Source organism: Bacillus sp. BPN334, assembly GCF_008368885.1.
GTDB lineage: Bacteria > Bacillota > Bacilli > Bacillales > Bacillaceae_G > Bacillus_A > Bacillus_A wiedmannii.
On record NZ_QOZW01000006.1, the window covers coordinates 334791 to 355197 of the forward strand.

The 20407-nt window shown below is 35.8% G+C and carries 25 protein-coding genes; 16 read left to right on the top strand and 9 right to left on the bottom strand.

The annotated features are described in order from the left end of the window. Positions 1-5: 5 nt before the first annotated feature. Positions 6-920, bottom strand: a complete 915-nt coding sequence (gene lolS / locus DN393_RS08765; protein ID WP_149173455.1) for an aldo/keto reductase — start codon at positions 918-920, stop codon at positions 6-8. A gap of 53 nt (positions 921-973) precedes the next feature. Continuing rightward, a complete protein-coding gene (gene mciZ / locus DN393_RS08770) occupies positions 974-1102 on the bottom strand; it encodes a Z-ring formation inhibitor MciZ (protein WP_000870295.1) in 129 nt (42 codons plus the stop codon). Positions 1103-1176: 74 nt separating this feature from the next. Here mciZ and DN393_RS08775 point away from each other — a divergent pair, with 74 nt between their 5' ends. After that, positions 1177-1716 carry an NUDIX domain-containing protein gene (locus tag DN393_RS08775; RefSeq protein ID WP_000067040.1) on the top strand — a complete coding sequence of 180 codons (540 nt, stop codon included), beginning with the start codon at positions 1177-1179 and terminating at the stop codon, positions 1714-1716. A 24-nt stretch (positions 1717-1740) separates the two neighbouring features. Here DN393_RS08775 and DN393_RS08780 read toward each other — a convergent pair whose 3' ends face one another. Beyond that, entirely contained in the window at positions 1741-2292 is a 552-nt protein-coding gene (locus tag DN393_RS08780) for a GNAT family N-acetyltransferase (protein WP_000803489.1), read from the bottom strand. 155 nt (positions 2293-2447) lie between these two features. Between DN393_RS08780 and spoIIM the strand changes: the two genes are divergently transcribed. The 9 genes from spoIIM (at position 2448) to corA (ending at position 10501) form a co-directional block, all read left to right on the top strand. Further along, positions 2448-3065 (top strand): stage II sporulation protein M, encoded by a 618-nt coding sequence (gene spoIIM / locus DN393_RS08785; protein ID WP_229135799.1) that lies wholly within the window; start codon positions 2448-2450, stop codon positions 3063-3065. A 106-nt stretch (positions 3066-3171) separates the two neighbouring features. Further along, on the top strand, positions 3172-3627 hold the full coding sequence (gene fur, locus DN393_RS08790; RefSeq protein WP_000392657.1) for a ferric iron uptake transcriptional regulator: 456 nt from the start codon (positions 3172-3174) through the stop codon (positions 3625-3627). Between the two features lie 103 nt (positions 3628-3730). Further along, entirely contained in the window at positions 3731-3961 is a 231-nt protein-coding gene (locus DN393_RS08795; protein ID WP_149173456.1) for a YqzK family protein, read from the top strand. Positions 3962-3967: 6 nt separating this feature from the next. After that, a complete protein-coding gene (gene xerD / locus DN393_RS08800) occupies positions 3968-4858 on the top strand; it encodes a site-specific tyrosine recombinase XerD (protein ID WP_000390083.1) in 891 nt (296 codons plus the stop codon). A gap of 147 nt (positions 4859-5005) precedes the next feature. Continuing rightward, positions 5006-5746 carry a FixH family protein gene (locus DN393_RS08805; protein ID WP_081257191.1) on the top strand — a complete coding sequence of 247 codons (741 nt, stop codon included), beginning with the start codon at positions 5006-5008 and terminating at the stop codon, positions 5744-5746. A gap of 400 nt (positions 5747-6146) precedes the next feature. Continuing rightward, the gene (deoB, locus tag DN393_RS08810) at positions 6147-7331 is read left to right on the top strand and encodes a phosphopentomutase (protein WP_001046086.1); all 1185 of its coding nucleotides are present in this window, start codon (positions 6147-6149) and stop codon (positions 7329-7331) included. Positions 7332-7343: 12 nt separating this feature from the next. After that, on the top strand, positions 7344-8165 hold the full coding sequence (locus DN393_RS08815; RefSeq protein ID WP_001078443.1) for a purine-nucleoside phosphorylase: 822 nt from the start codon (positions 7344-7346) through the stop codon (positions 8163-8165). 7 nt (positions 8166-8172) lie between these two features. Continuing rightward, positions 8173-9477 carry a pyrimidine-nucleoside phosphorylase gene (locus DN393_RS08820; protein ID WP_064474887.1) on the top strand — a complete coding sequence of 435 codons (1305 nt, stop codon included), beginning with the start codon at positions 8173-8175 and terminating at the stop codon, positions 9475-9477. 61 nt (positions 9478-9538) lie between these two features. Then, complete coding sequence (gene corA / locus DN393_RS08825) at positions 9539-10501, top strand: magnesium/cobalt transporter CorA (protein WP_064475085.1); 963 nt, start codon at positions 9539-9541, stop codon at positions 10499-10501. Positions 10502-10535: 34 nt separating this feature from the next. Here the strand turns inward: corA and DN393_RS08830 are convergent, their stop codons facing one another. Both DN393_RS08830 and DN393_RS08835 read right to left on the bottom strand, forming a co-directional pair. Then, complete coding sequence (locus DN393_RS08830; protein ID WP_064474888.1) at positions 10536-11825, bottom strand: NCS2 family permease; 1290 nt, start codon at positions 11823-11825, stop codon at positions 10536-10538. A 134-nt stretch (positions 11826-11959) separates the two neighbouring features. Next, positions 11960-12631: an SIMPL domain-containing protein gene (locus tag DN393_RS08835; RefSeq protein ID WP_149173457.1), complete on the bottom strand. Its 672-nt coding sequence runs from the start codon at positions 12629-12631 to the stop codon at positions 11960-11962. Between the two features lie 160 nt (positions 12632-12791). On the opposite strand from DN393_RS08835, the gene DN393_RS08840 reads away from it, so the two are divergent. Next, positions 12792-13211 (top strand): MarR family winged helix-turn-helix transcriptional regulator, encoded by a 420-nt coding sequence (locus DN393_RS08840; RefSeq protein WP_001003312.1) that lies wholly within the window; start codon positions 12792-12794, stop codon positions 13209-13211. 102 nt (positions 13212-13313) lie between these two features. Then, positions 13314-13859, top strand: a complete 546-nt coding sequence (locus DN393_RS08845) for a hypothetical protein (protein WP_064474889.1) — start codon at positions 13314-13316, stop codon at positions 13857-13859. Positions 13860-13883: 24 nt separating this feature from the next. Here DN393_RS08845 and DN393_RS08850 read toward each other — a convergent pair whose 3' ends face one another. From DN393_RS08850 to DN393_RS08865, 4 genes are read right to left on the bottom strand one after another with little or no spacing between them, the layout of a single operon-like run. Then, positions 13884-14948 (bottom strand): ABC transporter permease subunit, encoded by a 1065-nt coding sequence (locus DN393_RS08850; protein WP_088047215.1) that lies wholly within the window; start codon positions 14946-14948, stop codon positions 13884-13886. Positions 14949-14960: 12 nt separating this feature from the next. Beyond that, positions 14961-16022 (bottom strand): ABC transporter permease subunit, encoded by a 1062-nt coding sequence (locus DN393_RS08855; RefSeq protein ID WP_088047216.1) that lies wholly within the window; start codon positions 16020-16022, stop codon positions 14961-14963. Beyond that, complete coding sequence (locus DN393_RS08860; RefSeq protein WP_088047217.1) at positions 16012-16893, bottom strand: ABC transporter ATP-binding protein; 882 nt, start codon at positions 16891-16893, stop codon at positions 16012-16014. Before DN393_RS08860 ends, DN393_RS08855 begins: the two co-directional genes overlap by 11 nt. Continuing rightward, positions 16859-17278 carry a GntR family transcriptional regulator gene (locus DN393_RS08865; RefSeq protein ID WP_000548033.1) on the bottom strand — a complete coding sequence of 140 codons (420 nt, stop codon included), beginning with the start codon at positions 17276-17278 and terminating at the stop codon, positions 16859-16861. The genes DN393_RS08860 and DN393_RS08865 overlap by 35 nt, the downstream gene beginning before the upstream one ends. A 166-nt stretch (positions 17279-17444) precedes the next feature. Between DN393_RS08865 and dacF the strand changes: the two genes are divergently transcribed. The 4 genes from dacF (at position 17445) to sigF (ending at position 20368) form a co-directional block, all read left to right on the top strand. Continuing rightward, positions 17445-18635, top strand: a complete 1191-nt coding sequence (gene dacF / locus DN393_RS08875; RefSeq protein WP_064474894.1) for a serine-type D-Ala-D-Ala carboxypeptidase DacF — start codon at positions 17445-17447, stop codon at positions 18633-18635. A gap of 170 nt (positions 18636-18805) precedes the next feature. Further along, positions 18806-19156 (top strand): anti-sigma F factor antagonist, encoded by a 351-nt coding sequence (gene spoIIAA / locus DN393_RS08880; RefSeq protein WP_000059133.1) that lies wholly within the window; start codon positions 18806-18808, stop codon positions 19154-19156. After that, positions 19157-19597: an anti-sigma F factor gene (gene spoIIAB, locus DN393_RS08885; RefSeq protein WP_001243399.1), complete on the top strand. Its 441-nt coding sequence runs from the start codon at positions 19157-19159 to the stop codon at positions 19595-19597. A gap of 12 nt (positions 19598-19609) precedes the next feature. Continuing rightward, a complete protein-coding gene (sigF, locus tag DN393_RS08890; RefSeq protein ID WP_000350733.1) occupies positions 19610-20368 on the top strand; it encodes an RNA polymerase sporulation sigma factor SigF in 759 nt (252 codons plus the stop codon). Positions 20369-20407 lie beyond the last annotated feature (39 nt).

Consider the following 20407-nt stretch of genomic DNA (forward strand, 5'->3'; position numbering starts at 1 on the left):
TCTTTTTAACGATGTAAAGCGTAAGTATCACATTTAGCAATTTGCTGAAGTTGTATATATTCTGCTGTTGTTAACTTTTTTTGTTTACTAGCCTGTACATTTTCTTGCAATTGTTGAATAGAGCTTGCACCAGGTATAACAGCTGCAACAGTTTCGTTATGTAAGCAATATTGAATAGCTGTTCCTGTTAAAGAGCTTTCTCCGATTATTTCTTTTACATTCGCGAGTGTCGCATATAATTCATCGTAAGAATAAGAAAGGTAATTTTTTTGTTTTACTCTTTCTATCTTTCTTGCATTATTGTCAGTTAAAATTCCTTTTGCAAGTGGCCCACGAGCAATAATGCTAATTTGATGTTCACTTAGAAGTGGGAACCATTCTTCAGGGCGACGATTTAAAAGGCTATATTCCATTAGCACACTAACGATATTTGAACGTTTAGCATATTCACGGATAACATTTGGACGTATAGAAGAAATACCGTAATGGCGAATAATACCTTCTTTTTTTAATTCTTCAAAGGCTTCAATTGTTTCATCTATTGGATCTTCAATCGTCCCGCCGTGAAGTTGATAAAGGTCAATATAATCAGTTTGAAGTCTACGTAAACTTTCTTTCACTTCAGCCTTTATGTAATTTTTAGAAGGATCCCAAGACCACCCGTTTTTTTCTTCTGTCCAACGATTTCCAACTTTTGTTGTAAGAACAATTTGGTCTCGTTTCCCTTTTAAGGCTTTTCCAACAAATTCTTCGTTTAATCCATAATCATATAAATCCGCTGTATCAAAAAAATTGATTCCTAAATCGATTGCTTCATCGATAATACGCATAGCTTCTGTTTCAGATGTACCGAGAGACATGCAGCCAAGGCCCATTTGTGTAACAAACAAATCTGAGTTTCCTAATTGACGTTTTTTCATAGGTCAACCTCCTTACCTTTATTGTACGAAAGGAAAAAGAGGTTGACAAACGTTTACTTTTTATTTGCTGTAATCCACTCTTGTACAGTTGTATACTCTTTGCCATATTGTTTTAGCTTATGGCGAATTTGCCATGCTTTTCCGACTAAAGTGACGCGATTTGGTAAAATATAAACTTTCATTTCTATCACGCTCCTTTCAATGTGGTAAAATGTATGAGGAAAGAATAGGAAATAGAACAGGGAGATGAAGTAGTATGAGTAATCTTGCAGAGAGAACAGTAAAAACTGAGCCGATTTTTGATGGTAGAGTTATAAAAGTTCGTGTTGATGATGTAGTATTACCAAATGGAGCAATGAGTAAACGTGAAATTGTAAATCACCCTGGTGCAGTTGCTATTATTGCTATTACTGATGAGGGGAAAATCGTGCTTGTTGAGCAGTATCGTAAAGCGCTTGAAAAGGCGATTATAGAAATTCCGGCCGGCAAGTTAGAACCTGGTGAAAAACCTGAGGTGACAGCAGTTCGTGAATTAGAAGAGGAAACAGGATATGTATGTGAAAATATGGAGCTTATTACTTCTTTCTATACATCTCCAGGATTTGCAGATGAAATTTTATATGTATATAAAGCGACAGGTTTGACGAAAAAAGAAAATAAAGCCGAGTTAGATGAAGATGAATTTGTGGAATTGATGGAAGTATCGTTAGAAGAAGCGATTATTCTTATGAAAGATCTTCGTATTCATGATGCGAAGACGATGTTTGCAGTACAATATTTACAACTACAAAAATAAACACTCGCCAAAGGCGAGTGTTTTTTAATTGATTTTTGCGTATACGCGTGCATCACGTAAGCTACCATCTGGTGCTATGAAATCATTTTCCATTGTACCTTCTAGAATAAATTCTAAACGTTCTGCTAGGTTACATGCATTTGCATTTGTTGCATCAGTACGAATTTCAATTCTTCTAGCACTTAGCTTATCAAAGGCAAATTGAATGGCACCTTTAATGGCTTCAGTCATATAGCCTTGTTTTGTATAAGCGCTATGCAGCCAGAAGTGAAGTGAAAACTTTGGAATATCCCAGTTTTCAGGCTTGAGCGTTATAGCTCCGATGAATGTACCAGATACTTTATCGTATAAGTGAAAATCAAGTGTTTCACGAAGTAAAAACTGCCCGTGAGCGTTACGAACGATTTCTTCAGCACTTTCTTCTGTTTCAGCGTTAATTGGCATCCACGGTACTAAGTCTTCTAGAGAAGCTTGGATTGCTTCATACACTTCTGCACCATCACCTGGAAATGGCTTACGAACTTGTAAGCGTTCAGTTTGAAATAATGTTGGAAAATCTAATAATAATGGTTTCAAGAGAAATCCCTCCTATTCTCTACTTTTTAGTTTAGCAAAGTAGAGCGGAATTTCAATGTTAATTCGTCATACTTTTTTCTTTCTTTCATACATTTTTAGTAAGAGTGTGAACGGAGGGAAGAAAAATGTGGAGAAAAACTTGGCAAGACCGTGTAATGTCTCACATACAGGAAAACTCTTCATTATATATATTTAACGCTGTTTTATTATTGATGGGAGTAATATTTGGGGCCATTCTTGTGAATAGTTTACAATTAAATCAAAAACAAGATTTATCATTTTACTTACAACGTTTTTTTGGACAAGTTTCTAAAGGAGAATTTGCTATTGCGAGCGAAATGTTTCGAGAAAGTTACTTTTCGCAATTAAAATACATTGGATTTATTTGGATTTTGGGGATTTCAATTATTGGAGTGCCACTTATTTTTATTTTATTATTTGTAAAAGGAGTAGTTGTCGGATTTACAGTAGGTTTTTTAGTCAGTCAGCATGGATGGAATGGATTATTATTAGCATTCGTTTCTGTATTGCCACAAAACCTCATTATTATCCCAGTATTTCTCGTTATGACAACAATTGCCGCAAGCTTTTCCTTACGCATGATTAGGCATCAATTTATCAGGAAAATAACCGAGCCATTATTACCATTATTAATTCGTTATACATGCTTCTTTCTTGTAATTGGAGCGGTGTTAGCTCTTGCTTCTAGTGTAGAAGCTTATGCATCACCAGTTTTAATGAAAGAAGTCGTTGAGGCTATTAATAAACAATAAATACTTTTTGAGAATAATTATCAATTTGTTTTTATTGTTTTTCTTTTGACAGAAGCCCTTCTTCTGATATAATGGTGTAAGAGTGGCGAGGAGGGAGTAGTACCGAATGGAAGAGAGAATTGAACGAATTAAGAAGCAATTACATGCAGCGAGCTACAAATTAACACCGCAACGTGAAGCAACAGTTCGTGTGCTGCTAGAAAATGAAGAAGATCATTTAAGCGCAGAAGATGTTTACCTCCTTGTAAAAGAAAAGTCGCCAGAGATCGGATTAGCAACCGTCTATCGAACTTTAGAACTATTATCTGAGTTAAAAGTTGTCGATAAGATTAACTTCGGAGACGGTGTTTCACGCTATGACTTACGCCAAGAAGGTGCGCAGCGTTTTCACCATCATTTGATTTGTACACAATGTGGTGCTGTACAAGAAATACAAGAAGATTTACTTGGTGAAGTGGAAAGGAAAGTAGAACGTGACTGGAGCTTTAAGGTGAAAGATCATCGTTTAACATTCCATGGGATTTGTAAAAATTGTCAAGAAAATGAAACGGATGAAAAATAACCTTTTCCTATTTATCTAGGAAGAGGTTTTTTATTTGAATAAGGTATAAATTGGTGAAAGCTTGGCATATGTTGTAATAACTTATATTTTGGAGGAATTTACAATGCGCCGAGCTTTAAAATTAACTTTTGATGGGATAAAAGTATTTTTATTATTTACAAGTTGTACGATTTTGTTTTATTTCGCTATACTATGGATAAATGAAGAATATGAAAGCTATCATCGTTATGAAAAACCAAAAGAAGAGACTGTAGAAAAAGTATCAGGGAATGAAGAGCCGGCAAGGGATGCTTTCGTAAATAGAATGATGTTTTTCTATGAAAATGGGGAGTAGTGTAGATTGGAAGATCAATTAAAAGATTTTATTCATTATATGGTTGTCGAAAAAGGGCTAGCGAAAAATACAGTAGTATCTTATGAACGTGATTTAAAAAGTTATGTAAAGTATTTGCAAAATGTAGAACAGGCGAAAAGCTTTCATGAAGTGACACGCTTGCACATTGTTAATTTTCTGCAGCACTTAAAAGAAAACGGAAAATCTTCGAAAACATTAGCACGTCATATTGCATCGATTCGTTCGTTTCACCAATTCTTACTTCGTGAACGAGCGGTAGAGCACGACCCATCCGTACATATTGAAACGCCGCAAGGAGAACGGAAATTACCGAAAGTACTATCAATCGATGAAGTAGAGGCGTTACTTCAGACGCCAAAAATGACGAGTGCTTTTGGGGTTCGTGACAAAGCGATGCTAGAGTTACTTTATGCAACAGGACTTCGTGTTTCGGAATTAATTGCCTTAAATTTAGAAGATGTACATTTAACGATGGGATTTGTTCGTTGCATAGGGAAAGGGAATAAAGAAAGAATTATTCCACTAGGAAGTTTAGCGACGGAAGCGATTCAAAAGTATATTGAAAAGGGAAGAAGAGAATTGATGGGTAAAAAAGTAGTAGATGCACTCTTTTTAAACCATCATGGGAATCGATTATCAAGACAAGGATTTTGGAAAATTTTAAAACGATTGGCGAAAGAAGCAAATATCGAAAAAGAGCTTACACCACATACGTTGCGCCATTCTTTTGCTACGCATTTATTAGAAAATGGAGCAGACTTGCGTGCTGTGCAAGAAATGCTAGGACATGCAGATATTTCAACGACGCAAATTTATACGCATGTTTCAAAAGCTAGATTAAAAGATGTATATAAACAGTTTCATCCGAGAGCATAGTTACTATGCTCTTTTTTTCATAGATTCAAAAGGCTATAGTACTTCACAAAAACTTCACAAACATTTCGTACATTGTTTTCAGCAGAAGACTAGAATATTACAATGTATTTCCTCTATACTAAATAAGGTATGAAGGAGGAAATGATGATGAAAAAACTTATTATGACTTTATTTATCGCGATGCTAGCATTGGCTGGCTGTAATACAAACAAAGAAGAACCAAAAAAAGAACAGAAACTAGAAGCTGTAAAAGTAGCAGTTCAAACAAATCCGAAAGAAATTAAACCTGGTGAAAAAACAGAAGTACAAGCACTTGTTACACAAGGAAAAGAAAAAGTAACAGATGCTGATGATGTAAAGTTTGAAATTTGGAAAGATGGCGACGAAAAGCACGAGATGTTAGATGGGAAGCATAAAGGAAAAGGTGTTTATGCAGTAGAGAAAACGTTCGAGACGGATGGAGTATACCATATTATCGCTCACACAAATGCACGTGAAATGCATGTTATGCCAGAAGTAAAAGTGGCTGTAGGAAATGCGAAAGTAGAAGATGCGAAAAAAGAAAATAGTAATCACGGTGCAGGGCATGGCGATCATAAAAGCGATACGATGATCCACCTTATGGCTGGTGATATAAAAGCAAATGCAGAATCAACTATGAAAGTTCATTTAAAACAAAAAGAAGAAGCGTTAACTGGTGCTGAAGTACAACTTGAGATTTGGAAAGATGGTGTTGAAAAACATGAATTTATTCCAGCAAAAGAAGGAAATAAAGGAGAGTATGAAACGAAACATACTTTTAAAGAAAACGGTGCTTACAAAGTGAAAGTTCATGTTAAAAAAGGCGAACTACATGAACATAAAGAAGAAACAGTAGAAGTAAAATAAAAAGCAGCTCTTTAGAGCTGCTTTTTATTTTTATCACGTTATTTGCGGGCAGATTAAAGTTTCGCTTTATATGAAGAAATAAATCATAAAATAATTAGCACTTCTTCGCATAATGGATTACAATAGAAGTGTGAATAAAATAAGAAATTCTACGAAAATGTATTAAAAAGAAAGCGTAAACATGTTATGATATCAATATCAGATGTCTGACATCTGACTTAGAAAAAACTAGAAATGTTTTTGAGTCGTTTCCAGTAAAACAAAATAGGTTAGAAATTGATTTAAAGAAGTACTGTTTGCCAGTGAGAACGAAAGATAATTCTTATGAATAACAGTTTCACTTTATAGCGTTTTGAACATACTACAAGAAGTAGAACTGAACTTATAGGAGGTCGCAGTTATGAATAAATATAAACGTATATTCCTAGTCGTAATGGACTCTGTAGGAATCGGCGAAGCACCGGATGCTGAGCAATTTGGTGATTTAGGTTCTGACACAATTGGTCACATTGCTGAACATATGAATGGATTACAAATGCCAAATATGGTGAAGTTAGGTCTTGGTAACATTCGTGAAATGAAAGGTATCTCTAAAGTAGAAAAACCGCTTGGATATTATACAAAAATGCAAGAGAAATCTACTGGTAAAGATACAATGACAGGGCACTGGGAAATTATGGGTCTTTACATTGATACACCATTCCAAGTGTTCCCTGAAGGATTCCCAAAAGAATTACTTGATGAATTAGAAGAAAAAACAGGTCGTAAAATTATCGGTAATAAACCAGCTTCTGGAACTGAGATTCTTGATGAGCTTGGTCAAGAACAAATGGAAACAGGTTCTTTAATCGTTTACACTTCTGCTGATAGCGTATTACAAATCGCAGCACACGAAGAAGTAGTGCCACTTGAAGAGTTATATAAAATTTGTAAAATTGCACGTGAATTAACGTTAGATGAAAAGTACATGGTAGGTCGTGTTATCGCTCGTCCATTCGTTGGAGAACCAGGGAAATTCACACGTACACCAAACCGTCATGATTATGCGTTAAAACCATTTGGCCGCACGGTAATGAATGAATTAAAAGATAGTGACTACGATGTGATTGCTATCGGTAAAATCTCTGACATATATGATGGTGAAGGGGTAACTGAATCACTTCGTACGAAGTCTAACATGGATGGAATGGATAAGCTTGTAGATACATTAAACATGGACTTTACAGGTCTTAGCTTCTTAAACTTAGTTGACTTTGATGCATTATTCGGTCACCGCCGTGATCCACAAGGATATGGAGAAGCACTGCAAGACTATGATGCACGTCTTCCAGAAGTATTCGAAAAACTAAAAGAAGATGATTTATTATTAATTACAGCAGACCATGGTAATGATCCAGTACATCCTGGTACTGATCATACACGTGAATATGTACCGTTATTAGCATATAGCCCAAGCATGAAAGAAGGCGGACAAGAATTAGCACTTCGTCAAACATTTGCTGATATTGGTGCAACGGTAGCAGAAAACTTCGGCGTGAAAATGCCAGAACACGGAACAAGCTTCTTAAACGAGCTAAAGAAATAGGGGGATAAACAAATGAATCGTGAACTTATTACAAAATCAGCTTCATACTTAAAAGAGAAATTTCAAGAAACGCCACAAGTAGGACTAATCCTTGGATCTGGACTAGGTGTATTAGCAGATGAAATCGAGAACGCAGTAACAGTACCTTACAGTGAAATCCCTGAATTCCCAGTATCAACTGTAGAAGGTCATGCAGGTCAACTAGTATTCGGTACACTTCAAGGTGTAACAGTAGTGGCAATGCAAGGACGTTTCCACTTCTATGAAGGATACGACATGCAAAAAGTAACATTCCCAGTTCGTGTTATGAAAGAACTAGGTGTAGAAACAGTTGTTGTAACAAATGCAGCTGGTGGTGTAAATACATCATTTGAGCCAGGCGATCTTATGTTAATTTCAGACCACATTAACTTCATGGGTACAAATCCATTAATCGGACCGAATGATTCTGAAATGGGGGTACGTTTCCCTGATATGTCTACATCATATACACCAGAACTTCGTGAAATGGCGAAACAAGTTGCAGCGGACTTAAATATTAAAGTACAAGAAGGTGTATACGTTGGAATGACAGGTCCTGTATATGAAACACCTGCTGAAATTCGTATGCTTCGTACACTAGGCGGAGATGCAGTTGGTATGTCAACAGTACCAGAAGTAATTGTAGCGCGTCATGCTGGTATGAAAGTACTTGGTATTTCTTGTATTTCAAATATGGCAGCTGGTATTTTAGATCAGCCACTTCACCACGATGAAGTAATTGAAACGACAGAACGTGTTAAAGCTAACTTCTTAGCATTAGTAAAAGCAATCGTAAAACAAATGAAGGGGTGACCTCACAATGAGAATGGTGGACCTAATTGCAAAAAAACGTGACGGACATGCATTAACGACAGAAGAAATTAACTTTATTGTTGAAGGATATACGAATGGTGATATTCCTGATTATCAAGTAAGTTCACTTGCAATGGCAATTTTCTTCCAAGATATGAACGATCAAGAACGTGCTGATTTAACGATGGCAATGGTAAATAGCGGTGATACAATCGACTTATCAGCTATTGAAGGGGTAAAAGTAGATAAGCACTCAACAGGTGGTGTTGGTGATACAACAACACTTGTGTTAGGTCCATTAGTAGCCGCTTTAGGTGTACCGGTTGCAAAAATGTCTGGACGTGGTTTAGGACATACTGGTGGTACAATTGATAAATTAGAAGCAGTTCCAGGATTCCATGTTGAAATCGAAAATGATGAATTCATGCGTCTTGTAAATGAAAACAAAATCGCTGTTATTGGTCAAAGTGGAAACTTAACACCTGCCGATAAAAAGTTATACGCACTTCGTGATGTAACGGCAACAGTAAACTCTATTCCGCTTATTGCAAGCTCGATTATGAGTAAAAAAATTGCTGCTGGTGCAGATGCAATTGTTCTTGATGTAAAAACTGGAGCAGGTGCATTTATGAAAACAGATGAAGATGCAAAACGTTTAGCAGAAGCAATGGTGCGCATTGGTAATAACGTTGGTCGTAATACGATGGCTGTTATTTCTGATATGAGTCAACCACTTGGTGAGGCGATTGGTAACGCACTTGAAGTACAAGAAGCAATTGATACATTACAAGGTAAAGGACCGAAAGATTTAGAAGAGTTATGTTTAACGCTTGGAAGTCAAATGGTATACCTTGCTGGACAAGCTTCATCTTTAGAAGATGCACGTGAGAAATTAATTGAAGTAATGAACAACGGTAAAGCGCTAGAATCATTTAAAACGTTCTTATCAGCGCAAGGCGGCGATGCTTCTGTTGTTGATGATCCTACTAAATTACCACAAGCACAGTTTAAAATTGAAGTAGAAGCGAAGGAAGACGGTTATGTATCAGAAATCGTTGCAGATGAAATTGGAACAGCAGCAATGCTTTTAGGAGCAGGACGTGCGACGAAGGAATCTGAAATTGATTTAGCAGTTGGCTTAATGCTTCGCAAAAAAGTAGGGGACAGCGTGAAAAAAGGTGAATCCCTTGTTACAATTTACGCAAACCGTGAAAATGTGGAAGATGTAAAAGCAAAAATTTATGAGAACATGAAGATCGCTAACGAACATGTAGATGCACCAACATTAGTGCACGGCATCGTTACTGAATAATAAAAAAGGGCCAGGAGTATTTCTCCTTGGCTTTTTTTGCTATTTTTTGTTTATAATAATAATGGGTGAAATTATGATTAGAATTTGTGCAATAACAAAAACAGATGAAGTATTATATGATGTTTCGCTAGAAGAAACAACGAAAGACCATATTGTATGGTATTGGCTAGATTTATATAAGCCAACGAAAGAAGAGTATACATACATTTTGCAAGATCATTTTAAGTTCCATCCCCTTGCAATTGAAGACTGTATAGAATATGTACAGAGGCCAAAAGTTGATTTTTATGATGGATATAACTTTTTAGTTCTTCATGCATTTGGTGAGGATGGATTAGAACCGCACGAAATCGATTTATTTATTAGTGATCGTTTTATTGTTTCTTTCCACTTTTCTCATAACAATGCAATCGAAAGAGTATGGAAAACACTTGGAGAAAAGAAGCGTATTAAAAATAGTCCTTTACACGTAGCTCATACAATTATCGACCAAATTGTAGATGACTATTTTGCGCCTGTATATTACATTGAGGATCATTTAAATGCAATTGATGATAATTTAACGGGTGAGACAGCGGGAAGTGTATTAGAAGAAGTATTTGATATACGTGCAGATTTATCGAAGCTAAGGCGCACAATCATTCCGATGCGTGATTTATTGTATCGTATTTTAAATTCGACTCGTTTTTACGGTATAAGTGATCATGAGATTTACTTTAAAGATATACATGACCATTTGCTTAAACTAACAGAAATGATTGAGGCAAGCCGGGAGTTAACGGCAGATATTCGAGATAGCTATTTTTCATTAAACTCACATCATATGAATAACATTATGAAAACATTAACTGTATTCTCGACTATTTTCATGCCATTAACATTTATTGCGGGAGTATACGGAATGAACTTTACGCATATGCCGGAGCTTGGTGGACAATATAGTTATTTTGTTTGTCTACTTCTAATGGCGCTAATTGGCGGTGGCATGATGGCTTGGTTTTATAAAAAAGGATGGTTTAAGTAAAAAAACACCGAGGAATTTTCCTCGGTGTTTTTACTTAACCAATAGCATGTAATACAAACATGGCTAAGAATAAGCATGTAACGATATACATAGACGGTGCGACTTCTTTACGCTTTCCAAGAGCAACTTTTAAGATAGGATAAGCAATAAATCCGAACGCAATGCCATCAGCGATACTATATGTGAGCGGGATCATGACGATAATTAAGAACGCTGGAAATCCTTCTGAAAAATCGTTCAGAGGAATTTGCTGAATGCTTGTAATCATCAGGCCGCCAATAATAATTAAGATTGGTGCAATGGCACTATCAGGAATTAGTTTCACAAACGGAAGTGCAAACAGTGATGCAAAGAATAACAACCCTGTAACGATAGACGTCAGACCTGTCTTTCCGCCTGCAGTAATACCTGCGGCACTCTCTACTGTTGATACGGTAGGGCTTGTGCCAAATAGACCACATGTCATTGCTGAAATTGCATTGGCTTGGTAAGCACGTGGGAATTTACGGTCATCTTCTAATAAACCGTGCAGTAGTCCCATGTTCTCAAAAATAAGCACCATGCTTAAGGAGAATGTTGCAATCCAAAACGGTAAGGAAGAAAGTTTGCCAAATGACATAGCTCCAAACACATCACCGTAATTAGCGAATGAGAATGAACTATTTCCGATTTGACTTGTATCAACAAGACCAAATAGCCATGCAATACCAGTTCCTATTGCAATCGTCCATAAAAAGCTTCCACGTACGTTACGAATAAATAGTACAAGTGCAACGATAAGAGTAAGTAGTGTCGCAAGAACGACAGGGTTACTTAATTTACCCATTGCAACAGCAGTATTTGGATTCGAAACGACTAAACCACCTTTTTGCAATCCGATAAATGCTAAAAATAATCCGATGCCGACAGTAATAGCTTCCTTTAATGACTTTGGAATCGATACTGAAAGCACGCGAGCGATTGGTGTAAACGCAGCAATTGCAAAAATAATACCAGAGATGAAGACAGCTGCTAATGCTTCCTGCCAAGCTAATCCGAGCGTATGCACAGCAGTGTACGTGAAGAATGCATTTACGCCCATACCAGGTACAAGAATAGCAGGTGCATTTGCCCAAAATGCCATGAGCAGACATCCGACAAATGAACTGAAAACAGTTGCTAAAATTCCAGCTTCAAGAGGAATGCCAGCATCCGATAAAATGGATGCATTTACAATCATAATATATACGATCGTGAAAAATGACGTAACTCCAGCTAAAACTTCTTGTTTTGGTGATGTTTCGTGTAAACCTAATTTAAATGTTCTTTCAAGTATTCCTTTCATGTTAAACCTTCTTTTTCATATCCCTCTCCCACCCGTGATATCTCTTTCGTAAGAGCTCACCGTCCTTTATTATATCAGAACATCATGTTTTTACAACAAGGAAAATGATAACGTTTACTTATAAAAGAAATTATTTATAAATACGTAAAAATAGCTCGTATTGTTGAAATGATTTCTAATTCTCCTGATTGAATGGGCGGAGCTGCTTGCGCATGTAAAGTAGCATAGGACGTCACTTCCCGTGGTAATTGGGCAGATTCTTCAACGAATGAGAGTGGAACTGGATTAATGTTTAAATTGTATGTACTCGCAATAGCACGAGCTTTTTCTACCGCTTGTTGCAGAGCTTGAATGAGAGCTTGCTCATAATATTTATTTGGATGAGATATTCGAAAACGTAATCCTTTTGCTAAGTTTGCTCCATTTGAAACGGCTATATCATATACTTCCCCTGCTTTTTGTACATTTAAAACGGTAATTTCATACAAATGTTCTACACGATATCCTTGTAATAATGCTTTATCATTTACATATTCGTACTGGGGCGTAATCGTATATGAAATGGTTTCTATATTTTTGTCGGCAATACCTAGTTGTTTTAGTGCATTCAATAATTGTTTTGATTGCACTGCATTTTCTTCTTGCGCTTGTTTCACATTTTTATTATCAGTTCTAATGCCAAGTGTTAATATAACAACATTGGGTTTTGCTTTGACAACGCCTTCACCTTGTACAGTAATAGTCGCTTCTTTACCAGTAGTAGCTGTGCGTACGTTGTGTAAATAAGGATTCATTCCACCTTGCATCTTCCATCACCATCCTTATTTATATGTATATGTGTGAACAAAAAAGAAATTTATATGAAAAAAGTTACATAAATGAGAATGTTGAGGGAAGAAAGCATATACAACATAGGTATTTATAGATTATAATATGTGTAAATATGATAAAAAAGGGACGAGGCTAGTGAACGAAAAAAGAGAAACACTGATTTTAGAGTTATCCGGATCATTCCGAAAGATGATACGTTTATTACAAAATGATATTAATACACGTTTTGCAGAACATATGCCATACAATGAATTTTCTGTATTACGCGCGTTATTTTTAAACAGTCCACAGATGGCTTCGCAAATTGCGAGTGAAGTAAACGTAACCTCCAGTCATATTACAGCTGTTACTGATCGTCTCGTACGAAAAGGGTTTGTAGAAAGAAAGCGTTCAAATTCAGACCGTCGTATCGTGTACCTAGAAATTACAGAACACGGAAGAGAAGTAACTGAAAAACTTGAAGCTGTGCGTAAAGAATATTATAAAGAGAGATTTAAAGGTTGGAGCGACCAAGAAATCGAAATGGTTTTAGATTTATTTGGCCGCGTATTATAATAAATGAGGATAGGAAGCGAAAGCTTTCCTATCCTTTTTCTTTTGAATAAAAACATTTTGAAACTCCAATACTTTAATTAAAAAGAATCGGAGTGAAAAATTATGAAACGTATTTGTACGCTTTTCATTATGATTGGAAGTTTTTTCTGCTTTAATCAATTCGCGGATGCCGCAACGCCTCTTCAAGTCGTTCAGAAAGAATTACAACATATTTCAAATAAGCAACCTGTTTTATATTCAAAACTATGGATTCGTTCAATGCAGAATGCTATTTTATTTCATCATAGTGATAACATTCGGCATGAAGATACGATAAGCAATGTGACAAAGTCTTCTCTTATAAAAGTAAAACAGCTTCCACTTCAGAAAGCATCGAAGTATATCCCGAGATTATCGCAATATATTTCTAAGTTTGAAGCTGAGAATGTGCAAGTGTACTATGTTGCAGCTCGTTATGAAGTGAAAAAAGAAAATCCGTATCAGTTAAATGGAATGAATTATTTTATGCAAGTGTTTATTCAACAAGGGGGGGAATGGCGAATTGCTGAAAGCATAGTTGCTCCAACAGATCAAATCGTGGCAAATGGTGATGGATTTGGAACGAAGCAAGAAAAAGAGTATGGGAAAAGAAGAGAGAATGTGAAATAACCTCCTCATCGAGAGGAGGTTATTTCATTTGAAATTCCAAGAGACTTTCCATTTTAATATTTTAGGTAGGAAGAAATACGTAATTAAACTAGTCGCTAAAAATCCGATGTAAAAGCTGGACAATGACTGCGCGCGACTTAGCATTAAACCTCCAGCGATCCCACCAAAGAAAATCGCACAAGCTAAAACTACTTTTTGTAGTTTCGGATATAATAAGTAGTTACCATTTCGCTCATTGACTGAACGGGCATATAAATATATACCGAGTGGTAATAAAATAATGATCTGTGCGATAGGTCCAAGCAATGTTTTTGCCGGGGGAATCTTTGTAAAGTTTGGTTCGTTATGACGCACTCCATTTAAATCAGTATAAGCGTTTTGAGGATCGTAATTAAAGCTAATAGTAAACCCTTCTGCTGGACTAGAAATACGTATGTTTTCCATCAGATCATGTATAAGGCCATTGCCCTCATGAAATTCAGTGTTTGAGTGAACAGCAATGACTCCTGAGATAAGTGATGGAAGTAAAACTGGGAAGATTAATATAGCTGTAGTGAGAAATCCTTGCGATATAATATTCCCTGTAATTGTACCTACACATAAGGTAAGTGTATAAATAGCAATTAATACAATTAACATGTATATAAAGTAACTATGAAAGGGGGAGAATACTTGATATTTATTATGAAAAGTCAACTTTTTCATAATAGCAAATAGTCCCCAGTTTAAAATGACAACAGCGGCGATATTACAGATTCCAAACAACCACTTTGTTATATAGAGGTGTGAACGTTTAAATGGCATAGACCATAACAAGTCGCTAGAGTTATTTTGTCTTTCCCATCCAATTAACTTACAAGCTAGAACGATCAGTACGCTACCTAACAGCATGACAGAATCTAGAAGTGTTAAATCAAAGTGATAGTGATATATAGAGTTCCACTTTTTATTGTCATTTAGAAATTGTTGCTGTTGAATAGAAGTCATATAGTATTTATATGACAAAGTATAGAAGCTGACGAGCCAAAATAACCATACAACATATTTACTTTGTTGATACGTTCTTAGCCACAATGCTTTTTGAAACATAGGATCTCTCCTTTAAAAAACTTTATAATTTGTTAGGCGTGATAATACAACATAAGTAATGATTCCAGCGAGAAACAAACTGATATAGTAGCTAGGTAAGAAAAGAAATTGATTTATTTTATAGCCACCTAGTAATGCAAAGTAGAGGGTTGTCCCCCATATCCATATTCGTAAATGCTTTTGGAAAATAAATATCTTTTGAGTGTTTTCATTTGGTGATTTTGTATATAAATATGCGCCAAGTAGTAAGTAAAATATTGTATAAAAAATCGGGACCAATATGGATTTAGCTGAATAATATCTATAAGATGCTGGATCTCTTAAAGTGTTTGGATCGTTTTCTTTTTTACGTGATTTTGGATCATAATCGTAATAAATAGAAAAATTATATATTGGTGCAACAATATTTGTTTTATTATTTATTTCAGAAAGACTTTCATATAAGTGAGAGTTTCTATTATTTTGAGCATCTAAATGATTTATTGTAAAATTGTACAGCAATGAAATAAATGTAAGACCCATTAGTAACCAAGGAATACAAAAAACAACTTGTGAAACAACGCTTCCAGTAAAGGCACCGATACATAATGCAGCTGTATATACTGCAACATATGAAACAATTGCATAAAGAAAGTATCGATGAAATGTCCCGAATGATTGATAATCAAAATGAATCGTTGTTCTATAAATAACGTACATAAGCCCCCAGTTTACAAGGAGAGACCCAATAATCCAAAATGAACCGAAAGCCCATTTAGATAAGAAAACATCTTTTCTTTTAAATGGCATTGTTAAAAGTAGTGCATTAGACTGGCTGCTACGTTCCCACCCTATTAATAGACAAGCAATAGAAATAATAAGGATAGTTATCCAAAAACTATTACCTGTATTTGACCAAAAAGCATAATCATAATAGAACGTTCCCTTTTCATGTAATTTATAATAATTAGCAAGTTGTTGCTGAGCTGCTTTATAGTATCCGAAAGATAGAAGATAAAGTGTATAAAAGAAGAACAGTAACACAGCATATTTCCCGCGCTTCCAATTCCACATCCATAACGCCTTATGAAACATACCCATCCTCCTCCAGTGTCGTAACGAAGACATCTTCAAGTGACATTGTTAATTCTTCAATGAGTATAGGTTGTTCTTTATAAAACTTCTCCAGTGTTGTAGCCACATTTCCCTCAATTAAGATTGTATATACTTTTCCTGTTTGATTTAATATTTTAATATTGCTTAAGTTTTCTAGTTTTTGAGGTAATGAACGTTCGTAAGCAACTTGGATTTTAGCAAATCGTGATTTTGCATCGTCTAGTGATGTAATAGACGATATAGTATGGCCTTTTAATATAATGATTGTATCTGCAATTTGTTCCACTTCATCTAAATGGTGAGTTGAGATGAAAATGGTAATCTCTTTTTCTGCAACTTCTCCAACGAGAAACTGTAAAATCTGCCTTTTAACGATAGGATCAAGTCCGTTTGTCGGTTCATCTAAAATGATATATTCTGCTTTTGTAGAAACGGCTAAAATGATGGCAAGGAGTGCTTTCATTCCTTTTGAATAGCTACGAATTCGTTTGTTTGGTAAGTTAAAACGTTCTAACAGTTCATAGAAATATGCTTCATCAAATGCGGTATAAACTTCTTTATAAAACTTTACAATTTCTTTTACCGTATATCCGTTCAGTATGTTAGTAGAATCCGGAACATATACGATTTTTTGCTTTATTTCAGGACACTGATGAATGTTTGTATCTTCATATGTAACAGTCCCGGCATCAGGGTCTAAAATACCGACCATCGTTCGTAATAAAGTTGTTTTCCCCGCACCGTTTCTTCCGAGTAATCCGATGATACTTCCTCTTTGTAATGTGAAAGAAACATCATCTAAAATTGTTTGATTATCAATTGTTTTCTTCAAGCTTGTCACTTTCAGCATCCGCATTTCCTCCAATCTCTTTGTAGTATGAATCTATCCAATCATGAATTTTATCTTTCGTAACACCAAGATAAGAGGCTTCTAATAGTAATTGATGAAATTGCTTTTCAACCATAGCGATTTTCCTTTCGTCTAATGTTGGGGTAATCGATTGGGATACAAATGTTCCTTTTCCTCGTAATGTTTCAATAATCCCTTGTCGCTCTAACTCCTGATACGCTTTACTTACTGTATTTGGATTTATAACGAGTAAAGAAGCGAGTTCGCGTACAGAAGGAAGTTTATCACTTGGAGCTAACATGTTTTTCAATACGAGTTCTTTTATATTTTGAACAATTTGTTCCCATATCGGAGTGTTGCTTCTTGGATCAAGTTGAATATGCAAGAGCAATGTCTCCTTTCTGACGTGTATTAAGTGTACTACTGTATGTAATACACTTAATACGATATAGGTAATGAATGTATTTGTCAACTGAAAATATTAGAAAAATATGGTATTAAAAAATAAAAAATTGGAAAAAATAGGTCTGATATAGAATGGAGGGTTAGTCATGAAGCGAGTTTTTGGAATACTTGTTTGTTTCATGTTATTGCTTTCTGGTACTTCAGTTAGTTTCGCACAATCTGAGAAGACGAAGCAGGAGAAAACAGAAGAAACAGCGCCGAAGTTAGCGGAACAAGCGTCGTCAGCAATTGTAATTGAACAAGATACAGGTAAAGTTTTGTTTGATAAAAATCCAAATGAGAAATTACCACCTGCTAGTATGACGAAGATTATGACAATGCTATTAATTATGGAACAAGTTGAAAAAGGAAAACTAAAACTGACCGATAAAGTTAGAGCAAGTGAGCATGCCGCTTCAATGGGTGGATCACAAATCTTTTTAGAGCCTGGAGAAGAGATGACTGTAAATGAAATGCTAAAGGGTATTGCTATTGCATCTGGAAATGATGCGTCTGTTGCAGTAGCGGAGCATATCGCGGGTTCAGAAGAAGGTTTTGTAAATATGATGAACAAAAAAGCGAAAGATTTAGGACTGAAAAATACTCATTTTCAAAACCCAACAGGTCTTCCGGCTAAAGACCATTATTCCACAGCAAATGATATGGCTATAATGGCAAAAGAATTGATGAAGTACCCACTTATTCGCAAATATACAGGTAAATACGAAGACTATTTACGTGAAGATACGGATAAGAAGTTTTGGCTCGTGAATACGAATAAGTTAGTACGTTTTTATCCTGGAGTAGATGGTGTGAAAACGGGCTTTACGACAGAAGCAAAATATTGTTTAACAGCATCGGCTGAAAAGAATGGGATGCGTGTTATTTCAGTTGTTATGGGAGCACCTACATCGAAAGAACGGAACAACCAAGTAACAAAGCTTCTTGACTACGCATTTGGACAATATATGACAAAAAAAATGTATACACGCGGCGAAAAAATTAAGACTGTACAAGTAGGAAAAGGGAAAAAAGAAAAAGTAGATTTAGTTGCGTCAGACAATGTGTCTCTTCTTATGAAGAAGGGCGAAAATATGGACAAAGTAAAGCAAGAAGTAATTGCTGAAAAGAAAGTGAAAGCGCCGATTAAAAAAGGTGACGCGCTTGGTACACTAGTTATTAAAAAAGATAAAGATGTTTTATTAAAACAAACAATTGTAGCAAAAGAAGATGTTGCTGCAGCGAGCTGGTGGGAGTTATTTAAAAGAAGTTTTGGGATGTTTTCAACATCAAAATAGCGGCAAACATTTTGCCGCTTTTCTATTCGTATGAAAGTAAATAATTGCTGAATCGTTTCACTTTATGGCGAAATAGTTCTTCTTTTGTCAGTAGGAAGGATTCTTATGTTGTATCACGAAAATCTTTATGTATGTAAATGAGTAAAGTTTGAGCATAAGGAGGAAATCGTGTGAGTCTTTCCATGCAATTAGAAGTAAAACGTGACGTCCTATGTGTGAGACTAGCGGGTGAATTAGATCATCATACTGCTGAAGAGTTGCGAACGAAAGTAACAGATATGATTGAGACACATGGTGTTCATCATATTGTTTTGAGCCTAGAGAACTTATCGTTTATGGATAGTTCTGGTTTAGGTGTTATATTAGGCCGATATAAGCATGTAAAGGGATTAGGTGGAGAAATGGTTGTTTGTGCAATTTCACCGCCTGTTAAACGTTTATTTGAAATGTCGGGCTTATTTAAAATTGTTCGTTTAGAAGAAAGTGAAGCGCATGCGCTCGCGACGTTGGGGGTGGCATAAATGAGAAATGAAATGAACCTTCAATTTTCAGCATTAAGTCAAAATGAATCGTTCGCTCGCGTTACAGTAGCTGCATTCATTGCGCAACTAGACCCAACGATGGAAGAACTTACGGAGATTAAAACAGTTGTGTCAGAAGCAGTTACGAATGCAATTATTCATGGGTACGAAGGAAATGCAGAAGGTGTTGTTTATATTTCTGTAATTTTGGAAGAAGCAATGGTGAAACTCACGATTCGAGATGAAGGGATTGGCATCTTTGATTTAGATGAAGCAAGGCAACCCCTGTTTACAACTAAACCTGAATTAGAGCGTTCCGGAATGGGATTTACTATCATGGAAAATTTTATGGATGAAGTAGAAGTTATTTCAAACGAATCTTTCGGGACAACAATCCATTTGACAAAATACTTATCAAATAGTAACGCTCTATGCAATTAAGGAGAATAGCCTATGGACATAGAGGTCAAAAATGAGAAGAAGAAACCTCAGTTAAAGGACCACGAGCTAAAAGCGTTAATTCAACAAAGTCAAGATGGAGATCAGCAAGCGAGAGATACAATCGTTCAAAGTAATATGCGTCTCGTATGGTCGGTTGTGCAGCGTTTTCTTAATCGAGGATACGAACCAGACGATTTATTTCAAATTGGATGTATTGGGCTCTTAAAATCGGTAGATAAATTTGATTTATCTTTCGACGTGAAATTTTCAACATATGCAGTTCCAATGATTATTGGAGAAATACAACGATTTTTACGTGATGATGGATCAGTGAAAGTAAGTAGATCTTTAAAAGAAACAGGAAATAAAATACGAAAGATGAGAGACGAGCTTTCGAAAGAATTTGGAAGAGCGCCAACAATTAATGAAGTAGCCGAAGCGTTAGAACTAACGCCAGAGGAAGTGGTTCTGGCGCAAGAAGCGAGTCGAGCTCCTTCATCCATACATGAAACGGTGTATGAAAACGATGGAGATCCAATCACTATTTTAGATCAAATTGCCGATCAATCTGAAACGAAATGGTTCGATAAAATTGCTTTAAAAGAAGCAATTAGAGAATTAGATGATCGAGAACGTTTAATTGTGTATTTACGCTACTATAAAGATCAAACCCAATCGGAAGTAGCGGAACGAATAGGCATTTCGCAAGTACAAGTTTCAAGACTTGAAAAGAAAATATTAAAACAGATGAAAGATCGAATAGATGAATAGCTATCTATTCGATTTTTTTTTGATTTTAAATTGGAGGAG